Source organism: Winogradskyella tangerina (assembly GCF_003260205.1).
Taxonomy (GTDB): domain Bacteria; phylum Bacteroidota; class Bacteroidia; order Flavobacteriales; family Flavobacteriaceae; genus Winogradskyella; species Winogradskyella tangerina.
The window spans coordinates 15,268-40,884 of the sequence record NZ_QERF01000002.1 but is presented as its reverse complement, the minus strand read 5'-3'; the positions used below and the strand labels follow the sequence as shown (position 1 = coordinate 40,884).

Annotated in this window: 29 protein-coding genes; 18 read left to right on the top strand and 11 right to left on the bottom strand. The window is 35.0% G+C overall.

The window, feature by feature from the left end; genetic code table 11:
- Window positions 1-60: 60 nt before the first annotated feature.
- Genes DDY94_RS02940 through aroC form a run of 3 tightly spaced genes read right to left on the bottom strand, consistent with a single transcriptional unit; the run spans window position 61 to window position 2,964 of the window.
- Window positions 61-1,383 carry a dicarboxylate/amino acid:cation symporter gene (locus tag DDY94_RS02940; protein ID WP_111682552.1) on the bottom strand — a complete coding sequence of 441 codons (1,323 nt, stop codon included), beginning with the start codon at window positions 1,381-1,383 and terminating at the stop codon, window positions 61-63.
- A 23-nt stretch (window positions 1,384-1,406) separates the two neighbouring features.
- Window positions 1,407-1,898: a hypothetical protein gene (locus tag DDY94_RS02935; RefSeq protein WP_111682551.1), complete on the bottom strand. Its 492-nt coding sequence runs from the start codon at window positions 1,896-1,898 to the stop codon at window positions 1,407-1,409.
- Between the two features lies 1 nt (window position 1,899).
- Complete coding sequence (gene aroC / locus DDY94_RS02930) at window positions 1,900-2,964, bottom strand: chorismate synthase (protein ID WP_111682550.1); 1,065 nt, start codon at window positions 2,962-2,964, stop codon at window positions 1,900-1,902.
- 206 nt (window positions 2,965-3,170) lie between these two features.
- Between aroC and DDY94_RS02925 the strand changes: the two genes are divergently transcribed.
- Entirely contained in the window at window positions 3,171-4,022 is an 852-nt protein-coding gene (locus tag DDY94_RS02925) for a UDP-2,3-diacylglucosamine diphosphatase (RefSeq protein ID WP_111682549.1), read from the top strand.
- Here the strand turns inward: DDY94_RS02925 and DDY94_RS02920 are convergent.
- Window positions 4,019-6,931 carry an FAD-binding and (Fe-S)-binding domain-containing protein gene (locus DDY94_RS02920; protein WP_111682548.1) on the bottom strand — a complete coding sequence of 971 codons (2,913 nt, stop codon included), beginning with the start codon at window positions 6,929-6,931 and terminating at the stop codon, window positions 4,019-4,021. The genes DDY94_RS02925 and DDY94_RS02920 overlap by 4 nt on opposite strands.
- Window positions 6,932-7,036: 105 nt before the next feature.
- Between DDY94_RS02920 and DDY94_RS02915 the strand changes: the two genes are divergently transcribed.
- The 9 genes from DDY94_RS02915 to DDY94_RS02875 all read left to right on the top strand — a co-directional run bounded on the left by DDY94_RS02915 (window position 7,037) and on the right by DDY94_RS02875 (window position 12,780).
- Complete coding sequence (locus DDY94_RS02915) at window positions 7,037-7,513, top strand: hypothetical protein (protein WP_111682547.1); 477 nt, start codon at window positions 7,037-7,039, stop codon at window positions 7,511-7,513.
- A gap of 154 nt (window positions 7,514-7,667) precedes the next feature.
- Window positions 7,668-8,750 (top strand): glycine cleavage system aminomethyltransferase GcvT, encoded by a 1,083-nt coding sequence (gene gcvT, locus DDY94_RS02910; protein WP_111682546.1) that lies wholly within the window; start codon window positions 7,668-7,670, stop codon window positions 8,748-8,750.
- Between the two features lie 27 nt (window positions 8,751-8,777).
- Complete coding sequence (locus DDY94_RS02905; protein ID WP_111682545.1) at window positions 8,778-9,608, top strand: sugar nucleotide-binding protein; 831 nt, start codon at window positions 8,778-8,780, stop codon at window positions 9,606-9,608.
- Window positions 9,609-9,662: 54 nt separating this feature from the next.
- On the top strand, window positions 9,663-9,950 hold the full coding sequence (locus DDY94_RS02900) for a 4a-hydroxytetrahydrobiopterin dehydratase (protein WP_111682544.1): 288 nt from the start codon (window positions 9,663-9,665) through the stop codon (window positions 9,948-9,950).
- Window positions 9,951-10,077: 127 nt separating this feature from the next.
- A complete protein-coding gene (locus DDY94_RS02895; protein WP_111682543.1) occupies window positions 10,078-10,824 on the top strand; it encodes a YebC/PmpR family DNA-binding transcriptional regulator in 747 nt (248 codons plus the stop codon).
- Between the two features lie 211 nt (window positions 10,825-11,035).
- Window positions 11,036-11,434, top strand: coding sequence for a helix-turn-helix domain-containing protein (locus tag DDY94_RS02890; RefSeq protein ID WP_111682542.1), 399 nt, complete (start codon window positions 11,036-11,038; stop codon window positions 11,432-11,434).
- 38 nt (window positions 11,435-11,472) lie between these two features.
- Complete coding sequence (locus tag DDY94_RS02885; protein WP_111682541.1) at window positions 11,473-11,868, top strand: VOC family protein; 396 nt, start codon at window positions 11,473-11,475, stop codon at window positions 11,866-11,868.
- A 15-nt stretch (window positions 11,869-11,883) separates the two neighbouring features.
- Window positions 11,884-12,426: a VOC family protein gene (locus DDY94_RS02880; protein WP_232817807.1), complete on the top strand. Its 543-nt coding sequence runs from the start codon at window positions 11,884-11,886 to the stop codon at window positions 12,424-12,426.
- 21 nt (window positions 12,427-12,447) lie between these two features.
- On the top strand, window positions 12,448-12,780 hold the full coding sequence (locus DDY94_RS02875) for a hypothetical protein (protein WP_111682540.1): 333 nt from the start codon (window positions 12,448-12,450) through the stop codon (window positions 12,778-12,780).
- Between the two features lie 101 nt (window positions 12,781-12,881).
- On the opposite strand, the gene DDY94_RS02870 is transcribed toward DDY94_RS02875, so the two are convergent.
- Window positions 12,882-13,919 (bottom strand): hypothetical protein, encoded by a 1,038-nt coding sequence (locus DDY94_RS02870; protein WP_157957223.1) that lies wholly within the window; start codon window positions 13,917-13,919, stop codon window positions 12,882-12,884.
- 271 nt (window positions 13,920-14,190) lie between these two features.
- Here DDY94_RS02870 and DDY94_RS02865 point away from each other — a divergent pair, with 271 nt between their 5' ends.
- The gene (locus DDY94_RS02865; protein WP_111683033.1) at window positions 14,191-15,282 is read left to right on the top strand and encodes a heparan-alpha-glucosaminide N-acetyltransferase domain-containing protein; all 1,092 of its coding nucleotides are present in this window, start codon (window positions 14,191-14,193) and stop codon (window positions 15,280-15,282) included.
- Here the strand turns inward: DDY94_RS02865 and DDY94_RS02860 are convergent.
- A complete protein-coding gene (locus tag DDY94_RS02860; RefSeq protein ID WP_111682538.1) occupies window positions 15,279-16,202 on the bottom strand; it encodes a LysR family transcriptional regulator in 924 nt (307 codons plus the stop codon). The two genes, DDY94_RS02865 and DDY94_RS02860, sit on opposite strands and share 4 nt — an antisense overlap.
- Before the next feature lie 105 nt (window positions 16,203-16,307).
- Here DDY94_RS02860 and DDY94_RS16080 point away from each other — a divergent pair, with 105 nt between their 5' ends.
- The 4 genes from DDY94_RS16080 (at window position 16,308) to DDY94_RS02840 (ending at window position 18,513) form a co-directional block, all read left to right on the top strand.
- On the top strand, window positions 16,308-16,529 hold the full coding sequence (locus DDY94_RS16080; RefSeq protein ID WP_157957222.1) for a hypothetical protein: 222 nt from the start codon (window positions 16,308-16,310) through the stop codon (window positions 16,527-16,529).
- Between the two features lie 30 nt (window positions 16,530-16,559).
- Window positions 16,560-16,871, top strand: coding sequence for a hypothetical protein (locus DDY94_RS02850; protein ID WP_111682536.1), 312 nt, complete (start codon window positions 16,560-16,562; stop codon window positions 16,869-16,871).
- A 44-nt stretch (window positions 16,872-16,915) separates the two neighbouring features.
- Window positions 16,916-17,884, top strand: a complete 969-nt coding sequence (locus tag DDY94_RS02845) for a sodium-dependent bicarbonate transport family permease (RefSeq protein ID WP_111682535.1) — start codon at window positions 16,916-16,918, stop codon at window positions 17,882-17,884.
- 152 nt (window positions 17,885-18,036) lie between these two features.
- A complete protein-coding gene (locus tag DDY94_RS02840) occupies window positions 18,037-18,513 on the top strand; it encodes a nuclear transport factor 2 family protein (RefSeq protein ID WP_111682534.1) in 477 nt (158 codons plus the stop codon).
- A gap of 118 nt (window positions 18,514-18,631) precedes the next feature.
- On the opposite strand, the gene DDY94_RS02835 is transcribed toward DDY94_RS02840, so the two are convergent.
- From DDY94_RS02835 to DDY94_RS02815, 5 genes are all read right to left on the bottom strand, one after another.
- A complete protein-coding gene (locus DDY94_RS02835) occupies window positions 18,632-19,180 on the bottom strand; it encodes a 1-acyl-sn-glycerol-3-phosphate acyltransferase (RefSeq protein WP_111682533.1) in 549 nt (182 codons plus the stop codon).
- 1 nt (window position 19,181) lies between these two features.
- Window positions 19,182-20,264 (bottom strand): iron-containing alcohol dehydrogenase family protein, encoded by a 1,083-nt coding sequence (locus tag DDY94_RS02830; protein ID WP_232817806.1) that lies wholly within the window; start codon window positions 20,262-20,264, stop codon window positions 19,182-19,184.
- 117 nt (window positions 20,265-20,381) lie between these two features.
- Complete coding sequence (locus tag DDY94_RS02825; RefSeq protein ID WP_111682532.1) at window positions 20,382-21,086, bottom strand: HAD family hydrolase; 705 nt, start codon at window positions 21,084-21,086, stop codon at window positions 20,382-20,384.
- Window positions 21,077-21,790, bottom strand: a complete 714-nt coding sequence (gene kdsB / locus DDY94_RS02820; protein WP_198658915.1) for a 3-deoxy-manno-octulosonate cytidylyltransferase — start codon at window positions 21,788-21,790, stop codon at window positions 21,077-21,079. The genes DDY94_RS02825 and kdsB overlap by 10 nt, the downstream gene beginning before the upstream one ends.
- Window positions 21,791-21,845: 55 nt before the next feature.
- The gene (locus DDY94_RS02815) at window positions 21,846-23,288 is read right to left on the bottom strand and encodes an ATP-dependent DNA helicase (protein WP_111682530.1); all 1,443 of its coding nucleotides are present in this window, start codon (window positions 23,286-23,288) and stop codon (window positions 21,846-21,848) included.
- A gap of 121 nt (window positions 23,289-23,409) precedes the next feature.
- Between DDY94_RS02815 and DDY94_RS02810 the strand changes: the two genes are divergently transcribed.
- From DDY94_RS02810 to rsmD, 3 genes are read left to right on the top strand one after another with little or no spacing between them, the layout of a single operon-like run.
- Window positions 23,410-24,135 (top strand): hypothetical protein, encoded by a 726-nt coding sequence (locus DDY94_RS02810; RefSeq protein WP_111682529.1) that lies wholly within the window; start codon window positions 23,410-23,412, stop codon window positions 24,133-24,135.
- A gap of 4 nt (window positions 24,136-24,139) precedes the next feature.
- Window positions 24,140-24,946: a DUF3822 family protein gene (locus DDY94_RS02805; protein WP_111682528.1), complete on the top strand. Its 807-nt coding sequence runs from the start codon at window positions 24,140-24,142 to the stop codon at window positions 24,944-24,946.
- Complete coding sequence (gene rsmD, locus DDY94_RS02800; protein ID WP_111682527.1) at window positions 24,946-25,479, top strand: 16S rRNA (guanine(966)-N(2))-methyltransferase RsmD; 534 nt, start codon at window positions 24,946-24,948, stop codon at window positions 25,477-25,479. Before DDY94_RS02805 ends, rsmD begins: the two co-directional genes overlap by 1 nt.
- Window positions 25,480-25,617 lie beyond the last annotated feature (138 nt).

Here is a 25,617-nt window from a genome sequence, read left to right as displayed (position 1 = left end):
CGTATATTTAGGTTGATTAATGTTTAGTTTAAAAGTAATGAATTTCAGCGTTATGAAAAACTATTTTACAGCTTCATAATTATCGTCCCAATTCTTCACATCTGGTGTGCCAAGCTTGTCAACCGATTTTGCAACGACCATAGAAACTGTGGCATCACCTGTTACATTGACTACAGTTCGGCACATATCTAAAGGTCTGTCTACCGCAAAGATTAAGGCCAATGCTACAGGATATAGATCAGAAGGGAAATTAACCGCTTCGAGAACAATAACGAGCATTACCATTCCTGCACCAGGTACAGCTGCACTACCAATAGAAGCCAGAAGCGCTGTCAATACGATATACATTTGATTACTGAACACCAATCCTTCAGGCCATAAAACTTGCATAATAAAAACCGCAGCTACAGCTTGGTATAGGCTTGTTCCATCCATATTTATAGTTGCTCCAACCGGCAATACAAAACTCGAAACTTCTTTGTCTACACCAATATGCTCCTCAACGCGTTCCATAGTTACAGGTAAGGTTGCTGCACTACTGCTCGTTGAAAATGCAAGTAGTTGCGCTGGGCTGATTTGTTTTAAGAACCAGAATGGGTTCTTTTTCACATAAAGACCTATTAAAGTTAGGTAAAAACCGATCATTAAAATTAATCCCAGTACCACCACCATAGAGTAATTGAGTAGTTTGGCTAATATTTCAGGATCATCGGCAGTTACAACTACCTGAGCTAATAATGCAAATACAGCATACGGAGCGAAAAGCATAATGACATCGACCATTTTTAGCACAACCTCATTTAATGAGTCGAAGAAACTCTTCAACGGTTTTGCTTTCTTTTCACCAATTAATAACATTGAAATCGCAAATAAAATGGTGAAGAAAATAACCTGAAGCATCATTTTATTATCACCCATAGCAGCTACGGCATTATCTGGTACCATATCTACTAAAAATTGCAGTGGTCCTCTTTCTTTGGAGGCTTCCATAATTTTTGATTGAACCCCACTATCATTGGCATAAGTGGCTTCAAGCTTTGCTATAGTTTCTTCAGAAATACCATCACCAGGTTTTATTGTATTTACTAACAGAAGTCCTATAGTAATTGCAACCACAGTAGTCACGATATAAGTTCCAATAGTTCTTAGACCAATATCCCGAAATTTTGAAATATCCTTAAGATCAGAAATTCCTTTTACCAAAGAGGCTAATATAAGGGGCACTGCAATGAGCTTAAGCAAATTGACAAATATCTTACCAAATGGTCCTATCCAATCGGCTACAAATTCCTTTCCGCCGTCCCAGTACGTCATTCCAAATCCGAATAGAATACCTAATACCATTCCTATAAGGATTTTCCAATGTAGTGCGAGTTTCTTCATATTTTAAATTACTTTAATCTTTACTAATCAAATAATTTTGTGACTAGTTTTCTAGCGGAAATTAATGCTATTCCTACTATTATTGAAATTATATTCTGATATAAAAAGTATTCGTTGTTGTATAATGGTTCTAATGCTGAATAGTTTTGAACTTCAGACCTAAAATAAGCAAACACATCGTATAATAGCGTTGGTAAACTATTAAAAACTAAACTGAGTCCAATTATTACGGCACCGAGCTCTAGAATATAAGATTTTTCCATTTTTGAAAAATCAAACTTTTCAGAATCAAAACCCTTATCAAGTCCAAAGAAAGAGACAATAGTATCAGAGTACACTAACATGATATATACTAGGGCCGAGAATAATAAAACTAATCCTAGTAAAATTAAACCTGAAGACATTTCTGAACCAAACCACGGAAAGACATTAGCTATAGCTGGCACAATCCCATTCACTATAACTAACAAGGCTAGCACTTTAATAACTATTTTGAAGAAATCTCTCGGACTCATTCTATAATCTTGAGGTTCTATCTAATAAGAAATAATCAGCTAATACTAAGGCTGCCATAGATTCAACAATGGGCACTGCTCGTGGCACTACACAAGGATCGTGTCTTCCTTTTCCTTGCATTTCAACGGTTTCTCCAGAACTATTGATCGTTTCTTGTTTTTGTAATGTTGTGGCAACGGGCTTAAAAGCAACAGTGAAATAAATATCCATTCCGTTACTTATACCACCTTGTACACCACCAGATAAATTGGTTTGCGTTGTACCGTCTTCATTGAATTTATCATTGTGATCGCTACCTTTCATTTGGGCACCTTTAAAACCACTACCATATTCAAAACCTTTCACTGCATTGATAGACAGCATAGCTTTCCCTAATTCCGCATGAAGTTTATCAAACACTGGTTCTCCAAGTCCAACTGGGACATTTTGTATTACGCAAGTAATTGTCCCGCCAATGGTATCTCCTTGCTTCTTTACTTCCTTTATTCTATTGATCATTCGTTCAGCGGTTTCTTCATCTGGACAACGAATATCATTAGAATCGATCTTCGAAAAATCTAAATCTTGATAAGGTTTGTCCATAAATATATCACCTACGGAAGAGGTAAATGCATTGATATTTATTGAGCTAAGAAATTGCTTTGCAATAGCTCCAGCTACAACTCTACAAGCCGTTTCTCTTGCTGAACTGCGCCCACCGCCTCTATAATCTCTGACACCATATTTTTTATCATAGGTGTAATCTGCATGACTTGGTCTGTAAACGTCTTTAATATGCGAATAGTCCTTAGATTTTTGGTTGGTATTATTTATAACAAAACCAATTGGTGTACCTGTGGTAACGCCTTCAAAAATGCCTGAAAGAAATTCAACAGTATCGGGTTCTTTTCGTTGTGTAACGATCTTTGATTGACCAGGTCTTCGTCTATCTAATTCATGCTGAATAGCTTCGAGGTTAAGTGTTAATCCTGCCGGACAACCATCAATAATTCCACCAATAGCTGCACCATGCGACTCTCCGAATGTGGTGAGTCTAAATAATTTTCCGAAGGAATTTCCTGCCATTAAATCTTATTTTATGCTAAAGTAAATCTAATATCACAGAAACAAAAATATGCCCTCTCTTTTTGCAATGTTATTGCAACGTTAACCCAATTTGATCCACTAAAAATTTAGTAACAAATTAGTAACATTTTCCTGACGGATTAATAATTCAGACGTTACAATCAATTAATACTTGAGTAAGTAATTTGCACTATTAATCTTTTGTCTTGAATCTAAAACGTAAAGTTGAAATAGCAGTTATTTCTGATGTTCATCTTGGCACCTTCGGATGCCATGCTAAGCAACTACTCACCTATTTAAACAGTATTGAGCCAAAAAAATTAATTCTCAACGGAGATATCATAGATATTTGGCAATTCAAAAAGCGGTATTTTCCAAAATCTCACTTGAGTGTGATTAAGAAAATAATGGATTTTGCCGCCAATGGTACCCAGGTCATTTATATAACAGGTAACCATGATGAAATGCTCAGAAAATTCACTGATACTGAAATCGGAAATATTTCCATAGTCAATAAATTGGTTTTAAATCTTGATGGCAAAAAAGCATGGTTTTTCCATGGTGATGTATTCGACATTTCTATCCAAAACGCCAAGTGGTTAGCAAAACTTGGAAGTTGGGGTTATGATTTACTCATCTTATTAAATCGATGTGTTAACTGGAGTTTAGAAAAAATGGGTAAAGAGCGCTATTCTTTATCAAAACGAATAAAGAACAGTGTAAAAGGTGCGGTGAAGTACATCAATGATTTCGAAACTGTAGCAACGGATTTAGCCATTGAAAATGAATATGACTATGTTGTCTGCGGACATATTCATCAGCCAAAAATGGTGGTGAAAGAAAACAAAAAAGGAAAAACCACCTACCTCAATTCAGGCGATTGGGTCGAAAATTTTACGGCTTTAGAATATCAATTTAAACGTTGGAAAATATACAACTACAACAATGACAAACTCTCTCCTTTCTTTGCGGATGAAGAACTTAAGGAAATGGATGTTAAAGATCTTATTGCTGCAATAACGATAGTTGAATCTCCAAATAATAAGCGCAGAGATTAAAGCAATGCTTCGCGTAAAATGGTCACTGGATGCTTTGCAATCCTTGATGTACCGTCTTTGATCTGATGTCTGCAACTCGTGCCGTTCGCAGCAATAATTGTAGCTTCTGAAGCTTTTCGAACTGCCGGAAATAAAGTCTGCTCACCGATTTGCATACTGACCTCATAATGGTCTTTTTCAAAACCAAAACTACCAGCCATACCACAGCATCCGCTTGGAATAATAGTGACCGTATAGTTTTTAGGCAGGTTTAGAATATCAAAGCTTGACTTCTGATTTGAAAGCGCCTTTTGATGGCAATGACCGTGAAACTTAATTTCGCGTGTTTCCGTAGTGAATTGTTCAGAAGTAATATTACCTAATTCGATCTCCTGCTGAAGAAATTCTTCGACCAAAAATGTGCGAGCCGCAATTTGCTCAGCTGTAGTTTTGTTATTAGCCAATTTAAGGTATTCATCTTTGAATGTTAGTATAGCTGAAGGTTCAATTCCGATGAGAATAAAATCATCAGTCACTAAATCATTTATATAGTTTACATTCTTGTTTGCTATGGCCTTTGCTTCGTCTAAAAACCCCTTTGAAATAAATGATCTTCCACTTTCTAAATTACAAATATCATGTACGTTATACCCTAATTGCCAAAGTAATCGTTTAATATCTAAAATAATTTCAAAATCAAGGAAATTGCTAAATTCATCTATAAATAAATACACTTCTTTTTTTGGGTTTTTTACAAGAAATGATTTCTTATTTGCCCATTTTGAAAATGATTTAGAAAACACCGGGAAGCTTCTTTTTGGATGAATACCAACACCTAGTTTCATAAATCCTGAAACAAATTTGGTTTGAAATAAAGCATTGAAAAACCCTGGTGCTCGCGAAGCCATCTTATTGTATTTAGTCGCATTTGCAAAGAATTTGTCCTTAAACTTAAAACCATTGGCTTTCTGATAATGATACTGAAATTCTGCTTTTAAAAGCGCCACATCCACACTGCTCGGACATTCACTAGCACAGGCTTTACAACTTAAACAAAGATCAAAGACTTCTTTCAGTTCGCTATGATTAAATTTATTGACCTTTTCAGAATGAGTTAAAAATTCTCGTAGCGCATTTGCTCGCGCTCTAGTGGTATCTTTTTCATTTCGTGTTGCGCGGTAACTTGGACACATTGTTCCGCCAAATTCTGGAAGTTTTCTACAATCACCAGATCCATTGCATTTTTCAGCTTCTCGCAAAATACCTTGAGATGCAGAAAAATCAATAACCGTTTCAATCTCTGGCTCTGCTCTGTCAATATCATAACGAAGATTTTCATCTAAAGCAAACGCATCAACAATTTTACCTGGATTAAAAATCGATTCCGGATCAAAAACTGATTTTATACGTTTTATAATCTCATAATTGGCCTCGCCAATCATCATCGGTATAAATTCAGCACGGACTATGCCATCTCCATGTTCACCAGACATTGAGCCTTGATATTTCTTTACAAGTTTTGCAACGTCAGTAGTGATCGCTCTAAATTGCTGAACGTCCTCCGATTTTTTAAGATTCAGAATTGGTCTAAGGTGTAATTCACCAGCGCCGGCATGTGCATAGTATACAGCGTTTTGACCATAGGATTTCATCAACTCAGTAAACTCTGAAATGTAATTATCCAGATCATCTAAAGCAACAGCAGTATCTTCAATACAAGCAACTGCCTTCTTATCACCGATCATGTTTCCTAAAAGCCCTAAACCCGCTTTTCGGAGTTCTAATGCCTTTGTGATCAAATCATCTTTCAATATGGGATGCGCATAACTTAGATTGATTTCTCTGACTGTTGTTAAGAATTCATCTATTTTTTTCTGAAGCTCTATTTCAGAAGTAGCTTTCAATTCACACATTAGAATAGCAACAGGATCACCATCGATAAATACTCGATTTTCTTGCTGCGATTTATTATGTTTTGTGAGATTCAAAATAGAATCGTCCATCATCTCACAGGTATGTAAATTATGCTGCATTAAGGGTTTCACGGCCTTAAGACAGTTGGCAATGCTTTCAAAATGTAAAGCAATCATGGCATTGTGATCTGGCGGCAGATCATCTAACTGAAGAGTAATTTCTGTTGTAAATGCCAGCGTACCTTCACTACCGGTCAATAATTTACACACATTAAATTTTGAATCTGAATCATCGAAGATTTCAGAATTGATCAATTCATCAATAGCATAACCCGTATTTCTACGATGAATTTCTGGCTTTGGAAAACTAGATTTAATATGCTTCTGAACAGATTCAGACTTTAACTCGTTGTATATTGTTTTATAGATATCACCTTCAAGTGTATCTAATTGCAACTTATTTTTGAATTCATCAGAAGTTAGCTCACTGAATTCTACCATACTTCCATCACTCAATAGTGTTTTCAAACATAATACCTTATCTCGGGTAACACCGTATTGTATAGAGGTTGTTCCTGATGAATTGTTACCAACCATACCACCGATCATACAACGATTAGAAGTCGAAGTATTTGGCCCAAAAAACAGGCCAAATGGTTTCAAATAATTATTCAATTCATCCCTAATTACACCAGGTTGAACCGTGACGGTTTTGGCTTTCTCATTTACATCGAGTATGCGCGTAAAGTTTTTTGAAACATCTACCACGATGCCATGACCTACTGCTTGTCCGGCTAAAGAAGTTCCTGCAGTTCGAGGAATTAATGGGGTTTTATTTTTTTTAGCAAATTGAATTAACAGTTTGAGATCACTAGTATCTTTTGGTATCGCAACTGCGGTTGGTAAAATCCTGTAGACGGAAGCATCAGTAGCATAAAGTTTCAACATAAGATCATCGAAATAAAGTTCACCTTCGAGTTGTAATCTTAATTCCTCTAAAGCCCTATTTTGATCCATTTATGTGTGTTTATTTGTTAATAAATCTATAAAGAATTCTAATATAAAATTAGTTTTGGCGTTATTTTTGTAAATCAATATAAAATCATTAAAAAACGAAATACAATGAGAAAATTATTTTTAACGACGTTTGCAATTTTTACAGGTTTATTATTTGTTAACGCACAGGAGATATCAGATAATGCAATAGGTTTAAGAATTGGCGATGACGACGGTTTTGGAACTGAAATTTCATATCAACGCGCCCTTGGAGATAATAATCGACTAGAAGCCAATTTAGGCTGGCGCAGTGGTGACGGATTTGATGGCTTTAAAATTACTGGTCTATACCAATGGGTTTGGGAACTCGATGGCAATTTTAACTGGTATGCTGGTGCCGGTGGTGGTTTAGGGTCTTATAGCTTTGATAACGATGCCATTGACAGTGATACTTTTTTCTTCTTAGCAGGAGATATTGGTATTGAATACAACTTCAATATTCCACTGTTATTATCCTTAGATTTTAGACCAGAATTAGGATTTGGAGATTTTAGAGACGACCTTGGCTTTGATATTGCCTTGGGTGTTAGATACCAATTCTAGAGTAAAAAATAAATGACATTAAGGCCACCAGATTATGGTGGCTTTTTTATTTTGAATAGATATACATCTGGCCAAAATTCTCGATTGTTAAAGGTTCATATTTGCCATAAAATTTATTTAATTTTGCACATCTAAAAATTAGAAATAACAATTCATGAAAAATACAGCATTAACAGAAACACATATTTCCTTGGGAGCTAAAATGGTTCCCTTTGCAGGTTATAAAATGCCAGTACAGTACGAAGGCGTTAACATTGAACATGAAACCGTAAGAAATGGTGTTGGTGTTTTTGATGTTTCTCATATGGGCGAATTTCTTATTGAAGGCCCACATGCTTTAGAATTGATCCAGAAAGTTTCGAGTAATGATGCTTCTAAATTAGAGATTGGTAAAGCGCAATACAGTTGCCTGCCAAATGACGACGGTGGTATTGTTGACGATCTTATTATTTATAAAGTCAAAGATGAAACCTATTTATTAGTAGTAAATGCTAGTAACATTGAAAAGGACTGGAACTGGATCTCATCTAAAAATGATGTAGGCGCTGAGATGAGAGATATCAGTGAAGACTACTCCTTATTGGCAATTCAGGGGCCTAAAGCCGTCGAGGCCATGCAGTCGCTATCGAGTCATGATTTAGCAGAAATCAAGTTCTACAATTTCGTGGTTGGCGATTTTGCTGGGATAGACCATGTGATAATTTCGGCCACTGGCTACACAGGTAGCGGTGGGTTTGAGATCTACTGTAAAAATTCAGAAGTAAAACAGATCTGGGATAAAGTTTTGGAGGCTGGTGCTGATTTTGGAATTAAACCTATCGGATTAGCTGCAAGAGATACACTTCGACTTGAAATGGGTTATTGTTTATATGGAAATGATATTGACGATAGCACCTCTCCTATTGAAGCTGGTTTAAGTTGGATCTGTAAATTCAATAAACCTTTCACAAATAGTGAAGCTTTACAAGCTGAAAAAGAACGCACGCCAGAGCGTAAATTAGTTGCTTTTAAACTTGATGACCGTGGAATTCCACGTCATGGATATGACATCGTAGATCATAGTGGAAAAACGATTGGTAATGTCACTTCAGGTACCATGAGCCCAAGTTTGGGAGTTGGTATAGGTTTGGGATATGTTCCAAAAGTATTTGCTAAAGTGGATAGCAAGATTAATATTCAGGTGCGAAAAAAAGCTATTCCTGCTACCGTAGTTAAATTACCATTTTACAAAGGCTAACTACAGTATTTGAATGTCGCTGGATAAATGAAGAAGAATTCAAGCAAACACAGAATCTTAATCCTTGGCGCGAGTGGATTTATAGGAAATGCCATTTATAAAGAGTTAGGGCCTTATTTCAAGACCTATGGTACCTACCAAACGCCCAAAAGAGAATACGAAAAAAATAAGCAATTTTTTCATTATAAGGTTGAGGAAGATGACGTTTACGAAATTCTTCAAGCCACCAAACCTACAGTAATTATTTCGGCGTTGCGTGGCGATTTTCATGCGCAGACCATTGCACATCAGCACATTGCCGAATACGCTTCAGAATTTGGTTCAAAAATTATTTTCTTATCATCTGCAAATGCATTTGATGCCTACAGCAAGTATCCGAGCTATGAGCTCGATAAAACCTTAAGTCATAGTATTTATGGGCATTTTAAAATTAAAATTGAAAATATGCTCCTTCGTTTGCCCAAGACCCAAGTTGCAATTTTAAGATTGCCCATGGTTTTTGGAACAAACTGTCCTAGAATTCAGGAAATGAAGCAATTGATCTCTGAAGATACCTCTGTTGAGATTTTTCCAAATTTAATCATGAACGTTACGCTCGACAAGAAGATCACGCAGCAGATCCATTATATCATTAATCGTAACAAACACGGCATCTTTCATTTAGGCAGTACTGATTTAGTGCACCACGATGAGTTTTTAAAACATATTTTAGAAATAATATCCTCAAAAAAAGTATTACTCAAACACGTATACACCACCAACGAAGATCGTTATTTAGCAGTTTTACCTAAATTCAATAAGTTACCTAAACACCTTCAAATTACGAGTGATAAAGTTTTAGAAGAACTTAAAAAATAAGCTTGTTAGCTAATGGGTATTTTCCTAAATTTAGAGTAATCAAAACACAGACTTATGAAATTAGACGACGCTACTATTGAAAAAAAATTACTACATTTTCCTGAATGGGATTACTTTGATAACGCCATTCATGTTGAGCTTGAGTTCGATAATTTTAAAGATTGTTTCAGTGCAATGAGTAGAATTGCCTTTGAATGCGAAGCCCAAAACCACCACCCCAACTGGAGCAATGTTTATAATGTATTGAAAATTTCATTATCTACTCATGATGCTGGCGGTGTCACTCAGAAGGACTTTGATCTAGCTGAAGCCATAGAAACCATAGTAGAGGCAGACGAATAATTTTCTTAGAATTATTCAGTTTGTATAAATTTTCAAATGAACTATATTTGAAATCTTCTGAAGAAAACAGATAAAAATTTAGTTTAATACAATTTCCGTTTGAACGGAATTACAAATACACATTTTAATGGGAAGAGCTTTCGAGTTTAGAAAGGCAAGGAAAATGAAACGTTGGTCAGCTATGAGCAAGGCCTTTACGCGCATTGGTAAAGATATTGTGATAGCTGTTAAAGAAGGTGGTCCTGATCCTGATAGTAACTCGCGTCTACGAGCAGTTATACAGAATGCCAAGTCTGTAAATATGCCAAAAGACAACATAGAACGTGCTATAAAACGTGCATCTGATAAAAGCCAAGGGGATTATAAAGAAGTCCTTTTTGAAGGATATGCACAGCATGGCATTGCTATTCTCATAGAAACTGCAACCGATAATAATACACGAACCGTTGCAAATGTTAGAAGCTATTTTAACAAATGTGATGGTAGCTTAGGAACACAAGGCTCAGTGGTTTTTATGTTTGATCATACGTGTAATTTCAAGATTAATGGTGAAGGTTTAGATTTGGAAGAACTTGAATTAGAATTGATCGATTTTGGAGTTGAAGAGATTTTTGAAGACACTGATGAAGATGCCGATGGTAACGAACAAACAAGCGTTATGATCTATGCACCTTTTGAGAGTTTTGGTAGTATTCAGTCCTATTTAGAAGAGAATAATATTGAAATTATTTCATCTGGTTTTGAACGCATTCCGCAGGTGACTAAGAAATTATCTGCTGAGCAAATGGAAGATGTTGAAAAACTTTTAGAAAAGCTTGAAGAAGACGATGACGTTCAAAATGTGTATCATACCATGGAAGAAACAACCGACTAACCATCATCAAATAACACTTGAAAATGAGGGCTTTGGCCCTCTTTTTTTTGTGCTTTACTTAGTTATATTTTCTATCTTTAATTGAATATGAATTGACAATCAATCAGCGATCAAGTGTTTAAAATGAATATAATACCTAGTAGTTTAATCCTGTTGCCGCTGTCACCTATTACTTTTTTACTAACTTTAATTCGGCAACAATTTAGGATCGATGACATTTTTCGAATCAGAGATAAAACGAATAAAAGAGAGTAATTTTTCAAACGAGAAACAGATCGAAACTGTTATAGGTATCAAAAACTTCATCGATAACAACTATGATACTAAATTGAATTTAGACTTTTTATCGCACACCAGATACGTCTCTAAATACCATTTGTTGCGCTTATTCAAAAAGTACTACGGATTAACTCCAAGGCAATACCTTATTGATACACGGATCGAAAAATCTAAATTAAAACTGTCTGATGGGATGTCAGTAACTGAAACCTGCTACGCGGTAGGATTTGAGAGCGTAGGCTCATTTAGCACATTATTTAAATCTAGAACAGGGAAAACACCTAGCAAATATCGAAAAGAGCAACTTTCGAGAAGCAAATTAAATTCTTAGTTCAGAACTTAGTCTTCTAATTAAAAACCAATAGAAAAATGAGAGTTACGATTATAAGTATTCCTGTTAGAGATCAAGAAAAAGCACTACAATTTTACACAAATACTTTAGGGTTTATCAAAAAGAAAGACGCACCGATCGATGGTGAAAATCGTTGGATAACTCTTGTTTCTAAGGATGCTCAGGACGGTATCGAAATTCTTCTAGAACCTGCGCCTCTTCATTTTGAACCCTGTAAAGTCTTTCAAGATGCACTTGTGAAAGCCGGAATTCCTTACACCCAATTTGAAGTAGATAGTGTAGATAGTGAATATGAACGACTAACAAATTTAGGTGTAGAATTTAGCATTAAACCATCAACTTTCGGTACTGTAAAGTATGCTGTTTTCAACGACACTTGTGGTAATTATATTCAAATTGCAGAAACACTCTAATTAAACTATTTCAATATGAAAAATCACCTCATAATTCTCGTTTTATTACTGTTCGCTTTTAGTTGTAATGACGCCAAATATCAGCAGCAGGAAACTGAAATAAGTACTTTAAAAATTGAACTCGATAGTTTAAAGCAAAGTTTGGAAAATTCAGACGCCAAGAATAAAAAGATCTACTCTTTTATGACCTTTCAAAAGGAAGACGCCGAAAAAGCCATGAATATGTATGTGAATCTTTTCGAGAATTCGGAAATAATTAAGTTGGAGCATTGGGATGAAAATGAACCGGGAAAGGCTGGAACCATAAAAAAAGCCACTTTTAGTCTAGATGGTAAAATGTATATGTGTAGTGATAGTCCACCCATACATAAATGGGACTTTTCTCCTGCCATCTCAAATTTTGTAGAGTGCAAAGACAATGATGAGCTTCAAAAATTTTTCAAGGCTCTTTCGGAAAACGGACAAATCTTCATGCCTCCTGGCAACTATGGTTTTAGTCAGCAATTTAGCTGGGTTGTTGACCAATTTGGTGTGTCTTGGCAATTAAATTTGAAATAATAATCAGTTGATCATATCGGTATGCAAAAGGTTACCCTTTTCAAATTAGAATCACCTAATGTTAAATCTACTATGGAGTTGTATTTCAATGAAGATGAGCAACTCATATTTGATGGTTATGATATCGGTTCTTTTGTAGAGCAATCGATGGGAGATTCAGACTATGAATATAAATACATCATTGAATTTGAAGAAGTAAAGAAAATTGCTGTACTTCTTAAAACAGATTTAAATGATCAACTCACCTTTCTAAATACTGTGAAAGAACATTTCAATGGTAATGACGCCTATTCTGAGTTTGGCGATTTTATGAGAAAAAATAAAATTAAATTTCAACAGTTCACTTGGAGGTGATATACGCTTCAAATTAATAAAGCTTAACCTATTAACTATTAGCATTCACCTTTTATCTCATCCTTAACAATCAGGTTAGATCGAGGGATTGTATCTAATCTCTAAAAAAATATTTGGATAGGACACAACTGTCCGCCACTTAAGGTTGTCCCTGCGATGACTTCCAAACTATCTAAGAAAAATCCTGGTCCGATGACTTGCGAACAATCTGTTATCAATTGATCAACCTGTTGATCATTAACAAATATTAGAAGTTCGCTACTAAATGATCCATCGCCAGCATTACCAGTAATTGTAAATTCTTCGTCTAGTTGCACGAGTTCATCGAAAATAATATCGCCTGTGGTTGTTTCAAATCGGATGTTGGCCTCTGGAAAACTTCCGATATACTTTAAGGTCAATTCTACAATACTACTATCGCATTCAACGCAAGGTTCTTCAGTCTCCAATTCTAGAGCAATATTATCGACAGCACCAGAACTATTCATAGCAATTTCCATATAAGCAACATTTCCTGTATTCATTAGATCTACATAAGTCTTTGAATTGTCACCACCAGGAGTAATCTCTTCACTTAAAAGTAGCACATTGTTGCTATCAAACAAACTGACCACTGTAGGATTATTAGATTCTTCAATATCAAGGATATCAAAACCGTTTAAAGTCACATTTTCGTTTGCGCTAAAGTCGAAAACAAATCGCGCACCAACTTCGAAAATATCATCAGGATCATTACTGTCTAGATCCTCAGAAAGAATAAGAACATTACCTAATGCAGTATCATTGCTGGCTCCACCATTTCCTACGCCCGGACCTCCATATAATTCGTTTGGTGTACCGATGTCGAAGTCGCCTCCAGTAGGATTTGAAGAATCGAATATCATGGCGGCATTGTCATTGGGAAATGCCATTGTAATTCCATTGACGGCGGCCTCATTAAATGGGTCGATAAACATTATTTCTGAAACGATATCGCCAGGATTGAATTCTTCAAAATCAATAATGAATGATTCTGTTGTAACATATTGCTGACTTGTGTCGTAAGCATATGATGGTTGATTAAATTGTGAGTCGGCTTCATTTTCGCAAGCTAGGAGGGAGAAAATTATTGCCAATGATAGAAGGGGCAAATTTCTCATGGTAGATTATTTAAAGATTTGGTTAGCTGAAATTAATAAAAACCAAGCTTATCTACATTTTTTTTCGATGAATGACACATACTTTAACAAATTCTGACAATTACTGTAATTAATTGAGCATCAAACAGAATTACATTTATAACAGTCAGAATCTCTATTATGACCTACCGTTTGCGGCATTTTATACATAGAAAATATGGTGTCATTAAAACAGAATGTTAAAATTTTATTAATATCTATCCATTATATTTGTCTTTCAACCAATCGAACTTTGAGTACAAACCGTCTTTATTTTATTGATGCTGTTAGGGCATTTGCAATTCTAATGATGCTGCAGGGTCATTTTATTGATACCTTATTAGATGTATCGTATAGAGATGAAACCAACATGGTCTATAAATGTTGGAAATACTTCAGAGGTATTACTGCGCCCACGTTTTTTACGATATCTGGTCTTATTTTCTCCTATCTTTTAATTAGGGCGAAACAGAAAGGAAATACAAAGGAACGTATGCGGAAAGGATTGGTGAGAGGTCTTATGCTCATTGGGATTGGTTACTTATTACGTATCCCTATATTCGAATGGTTAATTGGTGAGTTCAGAACTTACTTTTTAGTGATCGATGTATTGCAATGTATTGGTTTATCACTCATTTTAATCGTTGTGATTTATACCCTTACTTGCAAAAAAACGCTGCTGTTTTCAATTATAATGCTGCTGTTTGGTATTTTAATATTTACCACTGCTCCACTCTACAGATTTTTAGAGCTTAATGAGGTCCCATTGTTTTTTGCCAATTATCTCACTAAAGCAAATGGTTCGATATTTACAATAATTCCTTGGTTTGGTTATATGTGTTTTGGGGCTTTCATTTCAACTTTATTTTACAGATATGTCGAACGACCAAGGTTTAAATTAGCAATAGTATCTGGGTTTATCATCTTAGGATTACTTCTAATTCATAAGTCTTCGCTACTGTTTATTAAACTTTATTATTGGTTTGATGTTAATCTTTTTAAGGAAGTCGCCAATTTCAATTATTTGTATACCAGACTAGGAAATGTACTGGTAATATTCGCGATATTTTATCTGTTTGAGACCTATATTAAACAGCCTTTGATATTAAAAATCGGACAAAAAACCTTGTCGATCTACGTGATACATTTCATAATAATTTACGGTAGTTTTACAGGTCTTGGTCTTAGACAAATTTTCGGAAGAACTCTTGAGCCTTGGCAAGCTATTATTGGAGCCGCAATTTTTTTAACAACGGTCTGTTTTATAGCATTTTACTACGTAAAAACTAATGCCTTTGTTTATAAGGGAATTAGAAAAGTTATCGATCGTATTAAGGGCAATTAGTACGCCTCATACCAGTCGAAGTTTTCTTTTATTATTCTGTTCTTTTCCTCTTCAAGAAAGTCGAGATAAGCCATAGCTACAGGCGATAAATTCTTAGACTTTTGCCAGACTAAATTCCAGTTTGTGATAATCGGCAGGCCTTTAAATGGTATTAATTGAATGTCTCCATTTTTTAATTCATTTTTCAAACCAATTAGTGGCATGATAGAATATCCTAACCCAGCGATCACGGCTTGCTTTAATGCTTCATTCGATGTTAACTCCATGCGTTTAGAGGTTGAAATATTATGACTGGCAATAAAGTTCTCCATCGCATTTCTGGTTGCTGACCCATCCTCTCTGTAAAGCATAGGATAGGTTTCAAAGATTTTTTTACTGTTTACCTTACGATCAAACTTCTCTTTAGTGCCACCAACTAAGTATAATTTATTCTCCATGAGTTCTACCCTATTCAAATTTAATTGTTCGGGCACTACAGAAACCAAAGAAAAATCTACTTCATTATTCTCAAGACTTTTAATAACACTAGTTTTGTTGGTCACATCCATGATAAGATCTACACCTCTGTGCCGATTGGTAAAATCAGATAAAAAATAGGGCATCACATATTTACCAGTCGATACTACAGAGATCTTTAATCGACCAGCAATCTGTCCTTTAAAAGACATGGTTTTGTAGTTTATAGCCTGAACCTGATTGAGTATCTTCTCAGCCGCTTCTGCAATTTCCCAACCAAAATCGGTAACATATAATTGGCGTCCTACCACTTCAGTTAACGGAATTGAAAATTGATCTTGAAATTTTTTTAACTGAATTGATACGGCAGGTTGGCTCAAAAAAAGTGCTTCTGATGCCTTTGTAATACTCTTTAACTGCGTGATCTTAAGGAATATTTGAAGCTGATGCAAAGTATAGTTCATAAATAATGTTTATATGTATGATAAAAAATATATATAAAAATAAATAAAAAATTTGTTCCAACTTTGCACCGGTAAAATTATTTAACAATTAATAGCAAAATTAGAATGTCGAGAATTGAAAACAATGCAACTTTTAAAGAATTAAAGAATTCTGATGTTAGAAAATCTGCTCTTAGGTCTAAAATTAGAGCAGCATCGATCTTTCTAGTCCTCATTGGGCTAATTACACTGTCGTACATCAATGGCAACATCTTTATGGAATACATTGCTGTGAGTGCATTCATAATTTCATGCATAGCAATTATTAAATCAATGGAATCCAATTAACAATATTTAAAACCTCAAGCACATTTTATCATGTCAAACACAAAAATTGAAAAGAACGTAGAAAAAGCAACTCAGGAAGTACAATTAGTTGAAGGATTATTTACGCCTTCAGAAGCTAACCACATCGTTAATGTACTTATAGAGCAAAAAGTCAATTTTCATAAACTACAAAAATTAAGAATCTGTGAAGGATGCGAAGATGCTGACACCACTTACGAAAGCAATCGTATTCAGGAATTACTTAATGAAAAACAAATAGCCAAAGATTACATCTCAATTGCCCGTAAAGAAGGATATAATGTTGTAATTAACGGCACTCTAAACATTTCATTTGTTAAGTAAATAGCTTAACCCTCACATACAATTTTTTGTAATCATTTATTAAAATGGACTTACATTTACTATTCGATAATTTAACGAATCCAGCCCTCCTATTCTTTTTTCTAGGCATAATAGCCGTTCAATTAAAGAGTGATTTAGAGATTCCGCCGAATTCTTCGAAGTTTATTTCCCTTTATCTCCTATTCTCAATCGGATTTAAAGGAGGACAAGAACTAGCACACAGCGACCTCAATATGGAAATAATTTGGTCGCTTTTATTTGGCATCTTCTTAGCCGTGGCTGTACCAATTTACACCTACTTTATTTTAAGACGAAAGTTCAATGTAGCAAATGCCGGCGCCATCGCAGCCTCTTACGGCTCCGTAAGTGCGGTAACCTTTGTAACTGCAATTTCCTTTTTAGAAATAGAACAAATCACTTTTGGTGGACACATGGTCGCTGTTATGGCTTTAATGGAAGCACCTTCGATAATTATTGGGCTATTACTTATCTCTATATATGATAAGACCAATATCAAACTATCTATGGGTAAAGTAACCAAGCATGCCTTAACCAATGGATCTGTATTACTCATTTTAGGAAGTTTAGTAATAGGATTTTTAGCGAGCGAGCAACAGGCGCAAGGTATTGCACCATTTACCACAGATATTTTCAAAGGATTCTTAGCCGTATTCCTATTAGATATGGGAATTACGAGTGGTAAGGAACTTTCAGCCTTTATAAAAAAGGGATGGTTTGCCCTCATATTTGCTTTAGTCATTCCGATTATTAACGGGTGTATAGTTGCTGTTGTCAGCTCCACCTTTACTGATAGTGAAGGGAATCGACTTTTGTTCGCTATTCTCGCGGCGAGTGCCTCTTATATCGCGGTACCTGCAGCTATGAGAATCGCTGTTCCAAAAGCGAATCCGAGTTTGTATTTACCCATGGCTTTAGCGATTACATTCCCATTTAATATTACGTTGGGTATGCCTTTATACCTCTGTATTATTCAAGCTTGCAATTTGTTTTAGATTATATAAGTTAATGGTTGAAAGGGCTTTCTACTTTGGAAGCCTTTTCTTTTTCAAACCTAAAAGAATTAGATTACCTTTAGAAGCAGGACTTGATCATTCTTGTTGAAACCAACGTTATGAATTTTGTTTTTTCAAAATATTGAATACTTATGAAAGCTACTATTGAAAAGTTTTATGGAGCGTTTAATGAACTTGATGCGGCTACCATGTGCGCATGTTATCATGATGATATTGTTTTTGAAGATCCTGCCTTTGGTATTTTGAAGGGTGATAAAGCAAAAGCCATGTGGCAGATGCTCTGCGCTTCTCAAAAAGGTAAGAACTTCAAGATTGTGGCATCTCAAATTGAAGGTGATTCTGAGAAAGGGTCAGCGCATTGGGAAGCATTCTACAACTTCAGTAAAACAGGACGAAAAGTTCACAATAAGATCGACGCCAAATTTGAATTCAAAGATGGCTTAATTATTAACCACAAAGATGAATTTAATCTTCACCGTTGGGCAAAACAGGCTATGGGGTTTAAAGGCTTTTTATTTGGCGGTATGGGGTTTTTCAAAACAAAATTAAACCAACAAACCAACTACTTACTCGATAAGTTTATAAATGAAAAAAAGCTATCTGATTAGGGCCAAGACAGCTTTTTTTAATGCAATGTTTCTTTTTAGGGACTAAGACTAGTTTACTTTATGTTTCATTGCATAAAGTATAAACAAATCTCGTGCCAAATTAACGGATCAGGTAGAACTAGCTATAAGCTTTTATTTTACCCTCAACGCCATTATAAAATGAGCGCATAAATAAAAAATCAGCTTCTTTATCATCGGTTGGATAAAAGGGTTCGGAAATCTTATTCTGTTTATTTTTGAAATCGAGCGTAAACATTATGATCGGTACCTTGGCAGCTTTAGCGATATAATAGAATCCTGTTTTCCATTGATCTACTTTCTTTCGTGTACCTTCAGGAGCTAACGCCAATCTGAATTCGTCTTCTTTTTCAAAGAGTTGCACAATAGATTCAACTTTATTTTGCCCAGGAGTTCGGTCTATTGGTCTTCCGCCGACAGCCTTAAAATAATATCCAAATGGCCATTTGAACAACTCTTTCTTTCCAATAAAATTTACTCTTATGTCTACAACTTTCCGAAGTAAAAGTCCGATGTAGAAATCGTGCCAACTTGTATGCGGAACAGCAATAATCACAACTTTCTTTAATGAGTCCTTAGAGAAATTAGTATTGCCAACTATTTTCCAGCCTAGAAGTTTAAAGTATATGAATTTCGCTAGCCAGCGCATCTTACATCTTTTTGTACAACTCTAAAAGCGTATCTCTGGTAATTTTAGTTTTCCAGTTTTTACCTACAGCATTTTCCCATAAAGGCTCCAAACTTAGCGCAACATCAATCATGGTATTCATCTGATGCTCGTCGAGGTCTGCGCAAATACGCTGTGGAAGTTCTATGCCATGTTTTTCTTTCATTTTCTTAAACATGGCAACACCTTCAGGATAATAGTCCTCTAGATGATCAAAAACGATACAATTACCAATGCCATGCTTAACTCCTAGTAAATAACCAAGCCCATAACTCAATGCATGTGCAACACCCACTTGCGAATAAGCTATGCTCATTCCGCCATGCCAAGAGGCCATCATAAGTTTGTCTTGTGCTTCCTTGGTGCTGAGATGATCTGATAAGAAAATTTCCTGACAAAGTTCAAAAGCCTTCTCACCATAGGTTTTACTGAAGGAGTTTAAGAACGTTCCATTTAATGATTCTACACAATGAACAAAACAATCCATTCCTGTATAGAACCATTGATCTTTAGGTACATCCTTAGTCAATTCAGGATCTAAAATCACCTGATCAAAAGGTGTGTAATCACTGTTAATGCCTAATTTACGTTCAGGGCCAGTTAATATCGTAGTTCTAGAAACTTCGGCACCAGTACCAGAAATTGTTGGTATTCCTACATGATATACCCCAGGATTTTTTATTAAATCCCAACCCTGATAATCTTTAGATTCGCCTTTATTAGTGAGCATCAGGGACACCGCCTTAGCAATATCCATTACAATACCGCCACCAATACCAATTATTCCAGAAGGAAGCTCACTAAATTCTAAAATAATATCCTCGACCATTTGATCGATTTGAGACGTCTTAGGTTCTTCTTTCGTTGGAACGTAAATGATCTTATCCTTGTAGGATAGCATAATTCTAGAGGTCAACCAATGATTTCCTTTAAAAACATCATCAACATAAAATATGAAAGGAGCATTTCGCCCCTTGCGATTTGGTGCTAGAATTTCGTCTAGTTGATTAAAACTTCCACGTCCAAATACTACTCTGGACACCATTGGATAATTCTTATATATCATTTACTCTTTAAATTCTTTAACAAAAATAACAACAAACTTGGTATTTATTAACCATGTCTGTTTTAATATTATGACAACAATGTCTTTTTCTATTCTGAACTACGACGTCATCAAATTTCATTTTAGTAATTCGATGATGTCTGATAAACTTTCAACAGTTTTGTAGCCTTGGCCATTAGCCTTTTTATCGGACACTTTCTCATGCTCCCATGTGGTATGAAAAGGAACATGTATTGCTTTTGCCCCAATATTTACCAGAGGTAAAATATCTGACTTCAAGGAATTCCCTATCATCAAGAAATTACCTGGATTGATATCGAGATGATCGAGAAGCTTTTGATAGTTAGCTTCTTGCTTTTCACTCAGTACTTCAATGTGATGGAAATATTGAATTAAACCCGACTTTTCTAATTTTCGTTCCTGATCTAATAAATCTCCCTTTGTAGCAACTATTAGTCTATAATCCTTAGATAAGGTTTTCAACACTTCTTCCACCCCATCTAACAATTCTATGGGTTTATTGATCATGCCTTTTCCAATATCTAATATCTTACTTATAATTTGATTATCTACAGTACCATTAGAGAGTTCTATTGCAAGCTCAATTATTGATAAAATGAATCCTTTAACGCCATATCCATAAGTGGGAAGATTTTTAATTTCCATTAGAAACAATTCCTGATCTATCTTATTGGGCGTTTCATAATGTGATAATAATCGTCCAACCTCCTCTTCAGCTTCCCTGAAATAAGTTTCGTTTACCCAAAGGGTATCATCGGCATCGAAGCCGATCACCTTTATATCCTTAAAATTTACTTCCAAAGTTGTTTTGCTCTTTCCAAATCCTCAGGAGTATCAATTTCTACACCTTGAACTTGGGTTTCGACCATTTTAATTTTCTTCCCGTATTCTAAATATCGAATACACTCAATCTTTTCAGTGGCTTCTATAAATTGCATCGGTAACACTGCAAAATCTAATAAGGCTTCTTTTCTAAAGGCATAGATTCCTTTATGTTTGAAATATCGTGCACCTGCTTCTTTATCTCGTGGGAATGGTATAGGACTTCTCGAAAAATACAATGCAAAATTATTCTGATCAACAATGACCTTTACAGTATTGGGATTATTGATCTCATCCCAATCTGTAATTTCAACCATAAGCGATGCTAAATCGATTTCTTTATCAGTATCGTCTTTAAAAACTTCTAAAACCTTAAATAAGCTTTCACGCTCTGTAAAGGGTTCATCTCCCTGAACATTTACCACAATATCACAATCCACATCTGCTACGGCTTCTGCAATCCGATCACTTCCAGATTCGTGCTCGCCCTTGCTCATAATGGCTTTACCTCCATTATTTACTATTTCATTGAATATGATGTCACTATCTGTTACAACATATACTTCACTAAAAAGCTTAGTAGCAACGGTTGCCTCATAAGTTCGGAGAATAACAGATTTACCGGCTAAATTTTGCATTAATTTACCAGGAAAACGTGATGCACTGTATCGTGCTGGAATCATTGAAATGATCTTCATAGAACTGCTAATTCAGTATTCAAAAATAAAATATTCTGCATTAATCGAGACTGTTTTCTGTAAACATGTCATTCTTAAATCCGATAAGGTACAATTTTTCTTTTGCTCTCGTAACTGCCGTATAAAGCCAACGGATATAATCCTTATCGGGCCCATTTGGCAAATAAGGCTGCTCAATAAATATAGTGTTCCACTGACCTCCTTGCGATTTATGGCAGGTAATAGCATATGAAAATTTAACCTGAAGTGCATTAAAATACTTATTATTCTTTACGCCGAGAAATCGTTTATAATTAGAGCTTTCATTTGCATAGTCTTGCGCTACTTCTTGGTATAGTCGATTAGATTCCTCGTAACTCAAAGAGGCACTTTCAGCATTAATTGTATCTAACAGTAGAACGGTTTCAAAAGGGCGCATACGCGGGTAATCGACCATTTTCACTTTAACTTCGGCAAATTTGAAACCATATAATTCTTTTATACTAAAGATCTCCAATACTTCAATGATGTCGCCGTTGGCTATAAATCCGGCTTCAGAAGTTGGTTTGATCCAGAAATAGTTGTTCTTTACGACCATTAAATAATCACCGGCCGACAATTCACTTTCATTAAATAATATACGTTCACGAATTTGCTTGTTGTACAGATTAGCCCGTTTGTTACTTCTTACGATAATAGCTGTTTCTTCGTAGCCTTCGTTATGATAGGCGTCATTTATAGCATCCATAATTTCATGTCCATCAACCAATCGAACAATATCTTTATAAGGATTTACATCGAACTTAAAACTTTCAAAAATACCAGTTTCTAAAACGGCTCTTAATTCTGTGGCATTGTCTAATATCCCGGAATCTTGTTCTTGTCTAACAACCTCGTCGAGTTCTATGCCTGAAACATCTTTGTTATAATTCAAACTTAATTTTCCTGCATCTAATGCAGGACTTAAATCTGATTTAACCGGTGGTAATTGTGCCTTATCACCAATTAGTAAAAGTTTACATTGATGACCAGAATATACATATTGCATTAAGTCATCTAGTAAGGAACCATTTTCGAAGAGCTTAGAGTCTGATGGCACATCGGGAATCATTGAGGCTTCATCAACGATGAAAATGGTGTTACGATGTTTATTAGGCTGCATAACAAATTTTACACCTCCTCCTTTTTCTTTCTTCGGAAAGTAAATCTTCTTATGAATGGTAAACGCTTCCTTTTTTGAGTAATTAGAAATGACTTTGGCAGCTCTTCCAGTCGGTGCCAATAACACAGCACTTTTTTTTGCTTGCCAAAGATTACTCACTATGGTTCCAATAATGCTGGTTTTACCTGTACCTGCATAACCCTTTAATAAATAGATATGGTTGGTAGACTTATCAAAAATAAACTGAGATAAGTCCATGAGTACCCTATCTTGCTTAGATGTTGGTGCAAAGGGAAACTTTGATTTTAACAGTGAATAAAAGGCTGAGGCATTGGTAATCATAGAAGTTAAATAATTGGCAAGATAGCATTATTCTTTGTTGCAACTTTATTTTTTATTTAGATAGTTTTAACCATTAAAAAAAAATTGTAGATTTGCGAGAGACCTAATTAATAAAACTAAAATGAGAGTAATTATAGCAGTTGTAGTTATTATAATATTAACCGTGTTAATCGTGTGGTTAATAGATAAATTTGTACCTAAAAAATTAAAGCCAGTTATCAATATTTTGCTTTGGGCACTTATTATTTTTCTAGGATACATAACATTTAATTCGGTTTATGAAGAAATTAAATTCAATAAACTTAAAGTAGATCGCTACAAAGTTGTTATAGATCGTTTAGTGGATATTAGAGATTCACAATTGGCTTATAAAGAAGTGAACGGTGAATATGCTGGAGATTTTAATAAACTAATTGATTTTGTTGAAAACGGTAAAGTGCCAATTACGCAACGTAGAGATACTTTAGTTTTAGATGAAGAAAGAACACGTGCTTTTGGTGGTGTGGAAACCTTTAAGACTTTAACATTAATAGATACCTTAGATTTTTACACAGTAAAAGATTCAATTTTCAAAGGTGATATGCGCTATAAAACTATGGCAGATGTTGGCGTTGGAAAACCTGGAGCGAAATTTACTCTTCAAGCAGGAAAGTTAGACGAGATCCCAGTATTTGAAGCTAGCGTAGATAAGGCCATTGTATTAGATGGTCAAGATAAATACCTGATCGAAAAAGAAAGACAAGCTGTTTCTATCGCAGGTGTGAAAGGTGAAACTGTGAAAATCGGTTCGATGGAAGAAGTTAACACCAGTGGAAATTGGGGTAAAGACCTGTCAGTTAAGGAATAACATTTTGAATAATAAAAACATTAAAGAACTGTCCATTCAAGTGAATTTGAATGGGCTTTCTTTTTGTATACTAAACAGAACAACGAATTCAGTAGAGTTTCTAAATTCGATAACATTTGGAAACAAACTTACTCCATTCGATGTTCTTAACCGTTTGAAAACTGAATTGAGTGCCAATTCTAAGTTTTTTGATACGTTTACTGCGGTTAATGTCATTCATCAAAATGAGTTGTCTACATTGGTCCCTAGAGACCTTTATGACGAAAATCAAAAGGCAAATTATTTGAAGTTTAATGCTAAAATCTTGAAAACAGATTACATTACTGAAGACGATATTAGCATTAATGAAAGTGTCAATATTTATATTCCGTATGTAAATATCAATAATTACATTTTTGATACATTCGGAGAGTTCACTTATAAGCATTCCTCCACTATTCTAATCGACTCTATTTTACAAAGAACAACTACTGGAAGTAATTCTGAAGTCTTCGTTCACGTAGACGAAACCATGCTTGAAATATTGGTTGTTAATGAAGGACAACTGCAATTATTCAATGTCTTTGAGTATTATAGCAAAGAAGATTTTATATATTATATCCTCTTTGTTTTTGAGCAATTAGAGCTCGATGTAGAGACAATAGCTATTCAACTCAGTGGTAAAATTGAAAAAGATGATGAGCTCTTTAAATTGGTCTATACCTATATTAGACACGTAAACATTTCAGATGTAAATTCGAGTTTTAATTTCTCAGAATCGGTAAGTCAAAATGATCTTCATAAACACCTTCTTATCTTAAATTCTTTTTAATGCGAATCATTTCGGGCACATACAAAGGCAGGAAAATAACAGCTCCTAAAAAACTTCCTGTGCGTCCTACCACCGATATGGCCAAGGAAGCACTATTCAATATTTTAAACAACCAGTACTATTTTGATGATATTTCAGTCTTAGATCTATTTTCAGGAACAGGTAACATTAGCTATGAATTTGCTTCACGAGGAACAGAACAAATCATAGCTGTGGACGGAAATTACGGTTGTGTGAAATTTATTACCGAAACGGCTGAAAATTTTAATATGCCTATACAAGCTATAAAAAGCGATGTCTTCAAATTTTTAGAACATAGTAATCAACAATTCTCTATTATTTTTGCCGACCCTCCGTATGATTTTGAAGAGGCTCAATTTGCTAGTATTGCTGAACTAGTTTTTCAGAACAACCTCTTAGAAGACAATGGTTTTTTGATCATTGAACATTCAAAACATACAGACCTTTCTCATCTAGATCACTTCTCAAATTCAAAAAAGTATGGCGGAAGTATGTTTAGTTTTTTTGAATAATTTTCAGAACGTTCATTGCATCAATTTCCATAAAAATTTGCAAAAAAAATTATTGGTTTAGATTTGTAGTACTAATCCTAAATAAGTTTTTTTAGTACCTTAAAGGTCTCAATACCCGTCCCTTAGAGTTATAAGACT

What these genes read in the sequence shown, in the direction of transcription:
- DDY94_RS02915 (WP_111682547.1), top strand. Translation starts at nt 7,037, where the DNA reads ATGAGAAAATTATTTTTAACGACGTTTGCAATTTTTACAGGTTTATTA.
- DDY94_RS02835 (WP_111682533.1), bottom strand. Translation starts at nt 19,180, where the DNA reads ATGCGCTGGCTAGCGAAATTCATATACTTTAAACTTCTAGGCTGGAAA.
- DDY94_RS02815 (WP_111682530.1), bottom strand. Translation starts at nt 23,288, where the DNA reads ATGATTACCAATGCCTCAGCCTTTTATTCACTGTTAAAATCAAAGTTT.
- DDY94_RS02885 (WP_111682541.1), top strand. Translation starts at nt 11,473, where the DNA reads ATGAGAGTTACGATTATAAGTATTCCTGTTAGAGATCAAGAAAAAGCA.
- DDY94_RS02920 (WP_111682548.1), bottom strand. Translation starts at nt 6,931, where the DNA reads ATGGATCAAAATAGGGCTTTAGAGGAATTAAGATTACAACTCGAAGGT.
- DDY94_RS02895 (WP_111682543.1), top strand. Translation starts at nt 10,078, where the DNA reads ATGGGAAGAGCTTTCGAGTTTAGAAAGGCAAGGAAAATGAAACGTTGG.
- DDY94_RS16080 (WP_157957222.1), top strand. Translation starts at nt 16,308, where the DNA reads ATGTCGAGAATTGAAAACAATGCAACTTTTAAAGAATTAAAGAATTCT.
- DDY94_RS02890 (WP_111682542.1), top strand. Translation starts at nt 11,036, where the DNA reads ATGACATTTTTCGAATCAGAGATAAAACGAATAAAAGAGAGTAATTTT.
- DDY94_RS02860 (WP_111682538.1), bottom strand. Translation starts at nt 16,202, where the DNA reads ATGAACTATACTTTGCATCAGCTTCAAATATTCCTTAAGATCACGCAG.
- rsmD (WP_111682527.1), top strand. Translation starts at nt 24,946, where the DNA reads ATGCGAATCATTTCGGGCACATACAAAGGCAGGAAAATAACAGCTCCT.
- gcvT (WP_111682546.1), top strand. Translation starts at nt 7,668, where the DNA reads ATGAAAAATACAGCATTAACAGAAACACATATTTCCTTGGGAGCTAAA.
- DDY94_RS02940 (WP_111682552.1), bottom strand. Translation starts at nt 1,383, where the DNA reads ATGAAGAAACTCGCACTACATTGGAAAATCCTTATAGGAATGGTATTA.
- aroC (WP_111682550.1), bottom strand. Translation starts at nt 2,964, where the DNA reads ATGGCAGGAAATTCCTTCGGAAAATTATTTAGACTCACCACATTCGGA.
- DDY94_RS02830 (WP_232817806.1), bottom strand. Translation starts at nt 20,264, where the DNA reads ATGATATATAAGAATTATCCAATGGTGTCCAGAGTAGTATTTGGACGT.
- kdsB (WP_198658915.1), bottom strand. Translation starts at nt 21,790, where the DNA reads ATGATTCCAGCACGATACAGTGCATCACGTTTTCCTGGTAAATTAATG.
- DDY94_RS02845 (WP_111682535.1), top strand. Translation starts at nt 16,916, where the DNA reads ATGGACTTACATTTACTATTCGATAATTTAACGAATCCAGCCCTCCTA.
- DDY94_RS02905 (WP_111682545.1), top strand. Translation starts at nt 8,778, where the DNA reads ATGAAGAAGAATTCAAGCAAACACAGAATCTTAATCCTTGGCGCGAGT.
- DDY94_RS02935 (WP_111682551.1), bottom strand. Translation starts at nt 1,898, where the DNA reads ATGAGTCCGAGAGATTTCTTCAAAATAGTTATTAAAGTGCTAGCCTTG.
- DDY94_RS02870 (WP_157957223.1), bottom strand. Translation starts at nt 13,919, where the DNA reads ATGAGAAATTTGCCCCTTCTATCATTGGCAATAATTTTCTCCCTCCTA.
- DDY94_RS02810 (WP_111682529.1), top strand. Translation starts at nt 23,410, where the DNA reads ATGAGAGTAATTATAGCAGTTGTAGTTATTATAATATTAACCGTGTTA.
- DDY94_RS02900 (WP_111682544.1), top strand. Translation starts at nt 9,663, where the DNA reads ATGAAATTAGACGACGCTACTATTGAAAAAAAATTACTACATTTTCCT.
- DDY94_RS02880 (WP_232817807.1), top strand. Translation starts at nt 11,884, where the DNA reads ATGAAAAATCACCTCATAATTCTCGTTTTATTACTGTTCGCTTTTAGT.
- DDY94_RS02840 (WP_111682534.1), top strand. Translation starts at nt 18,037, where the DNA reads ATGAAAGCTACTATTGAAAAGTTTTATGGAGCGTTTAATGAACTTGAT.
- DDY94_RS02875 (WP_111682540.1), top strand. Translation starts at nt 12,448, where the DNA reads ATGCAAAAGGTTACCCTTTTCAAATTAGAATCACCTAATGTTAAATCT.
- DDY94_RS02850 (WP_111682536.1), top strand. Translation starts at nt 16,560, where the DNA reads ATGTCAAACACAAAAATTGAAAAGAACGTAGAAAAAGCAACTCAGGAA.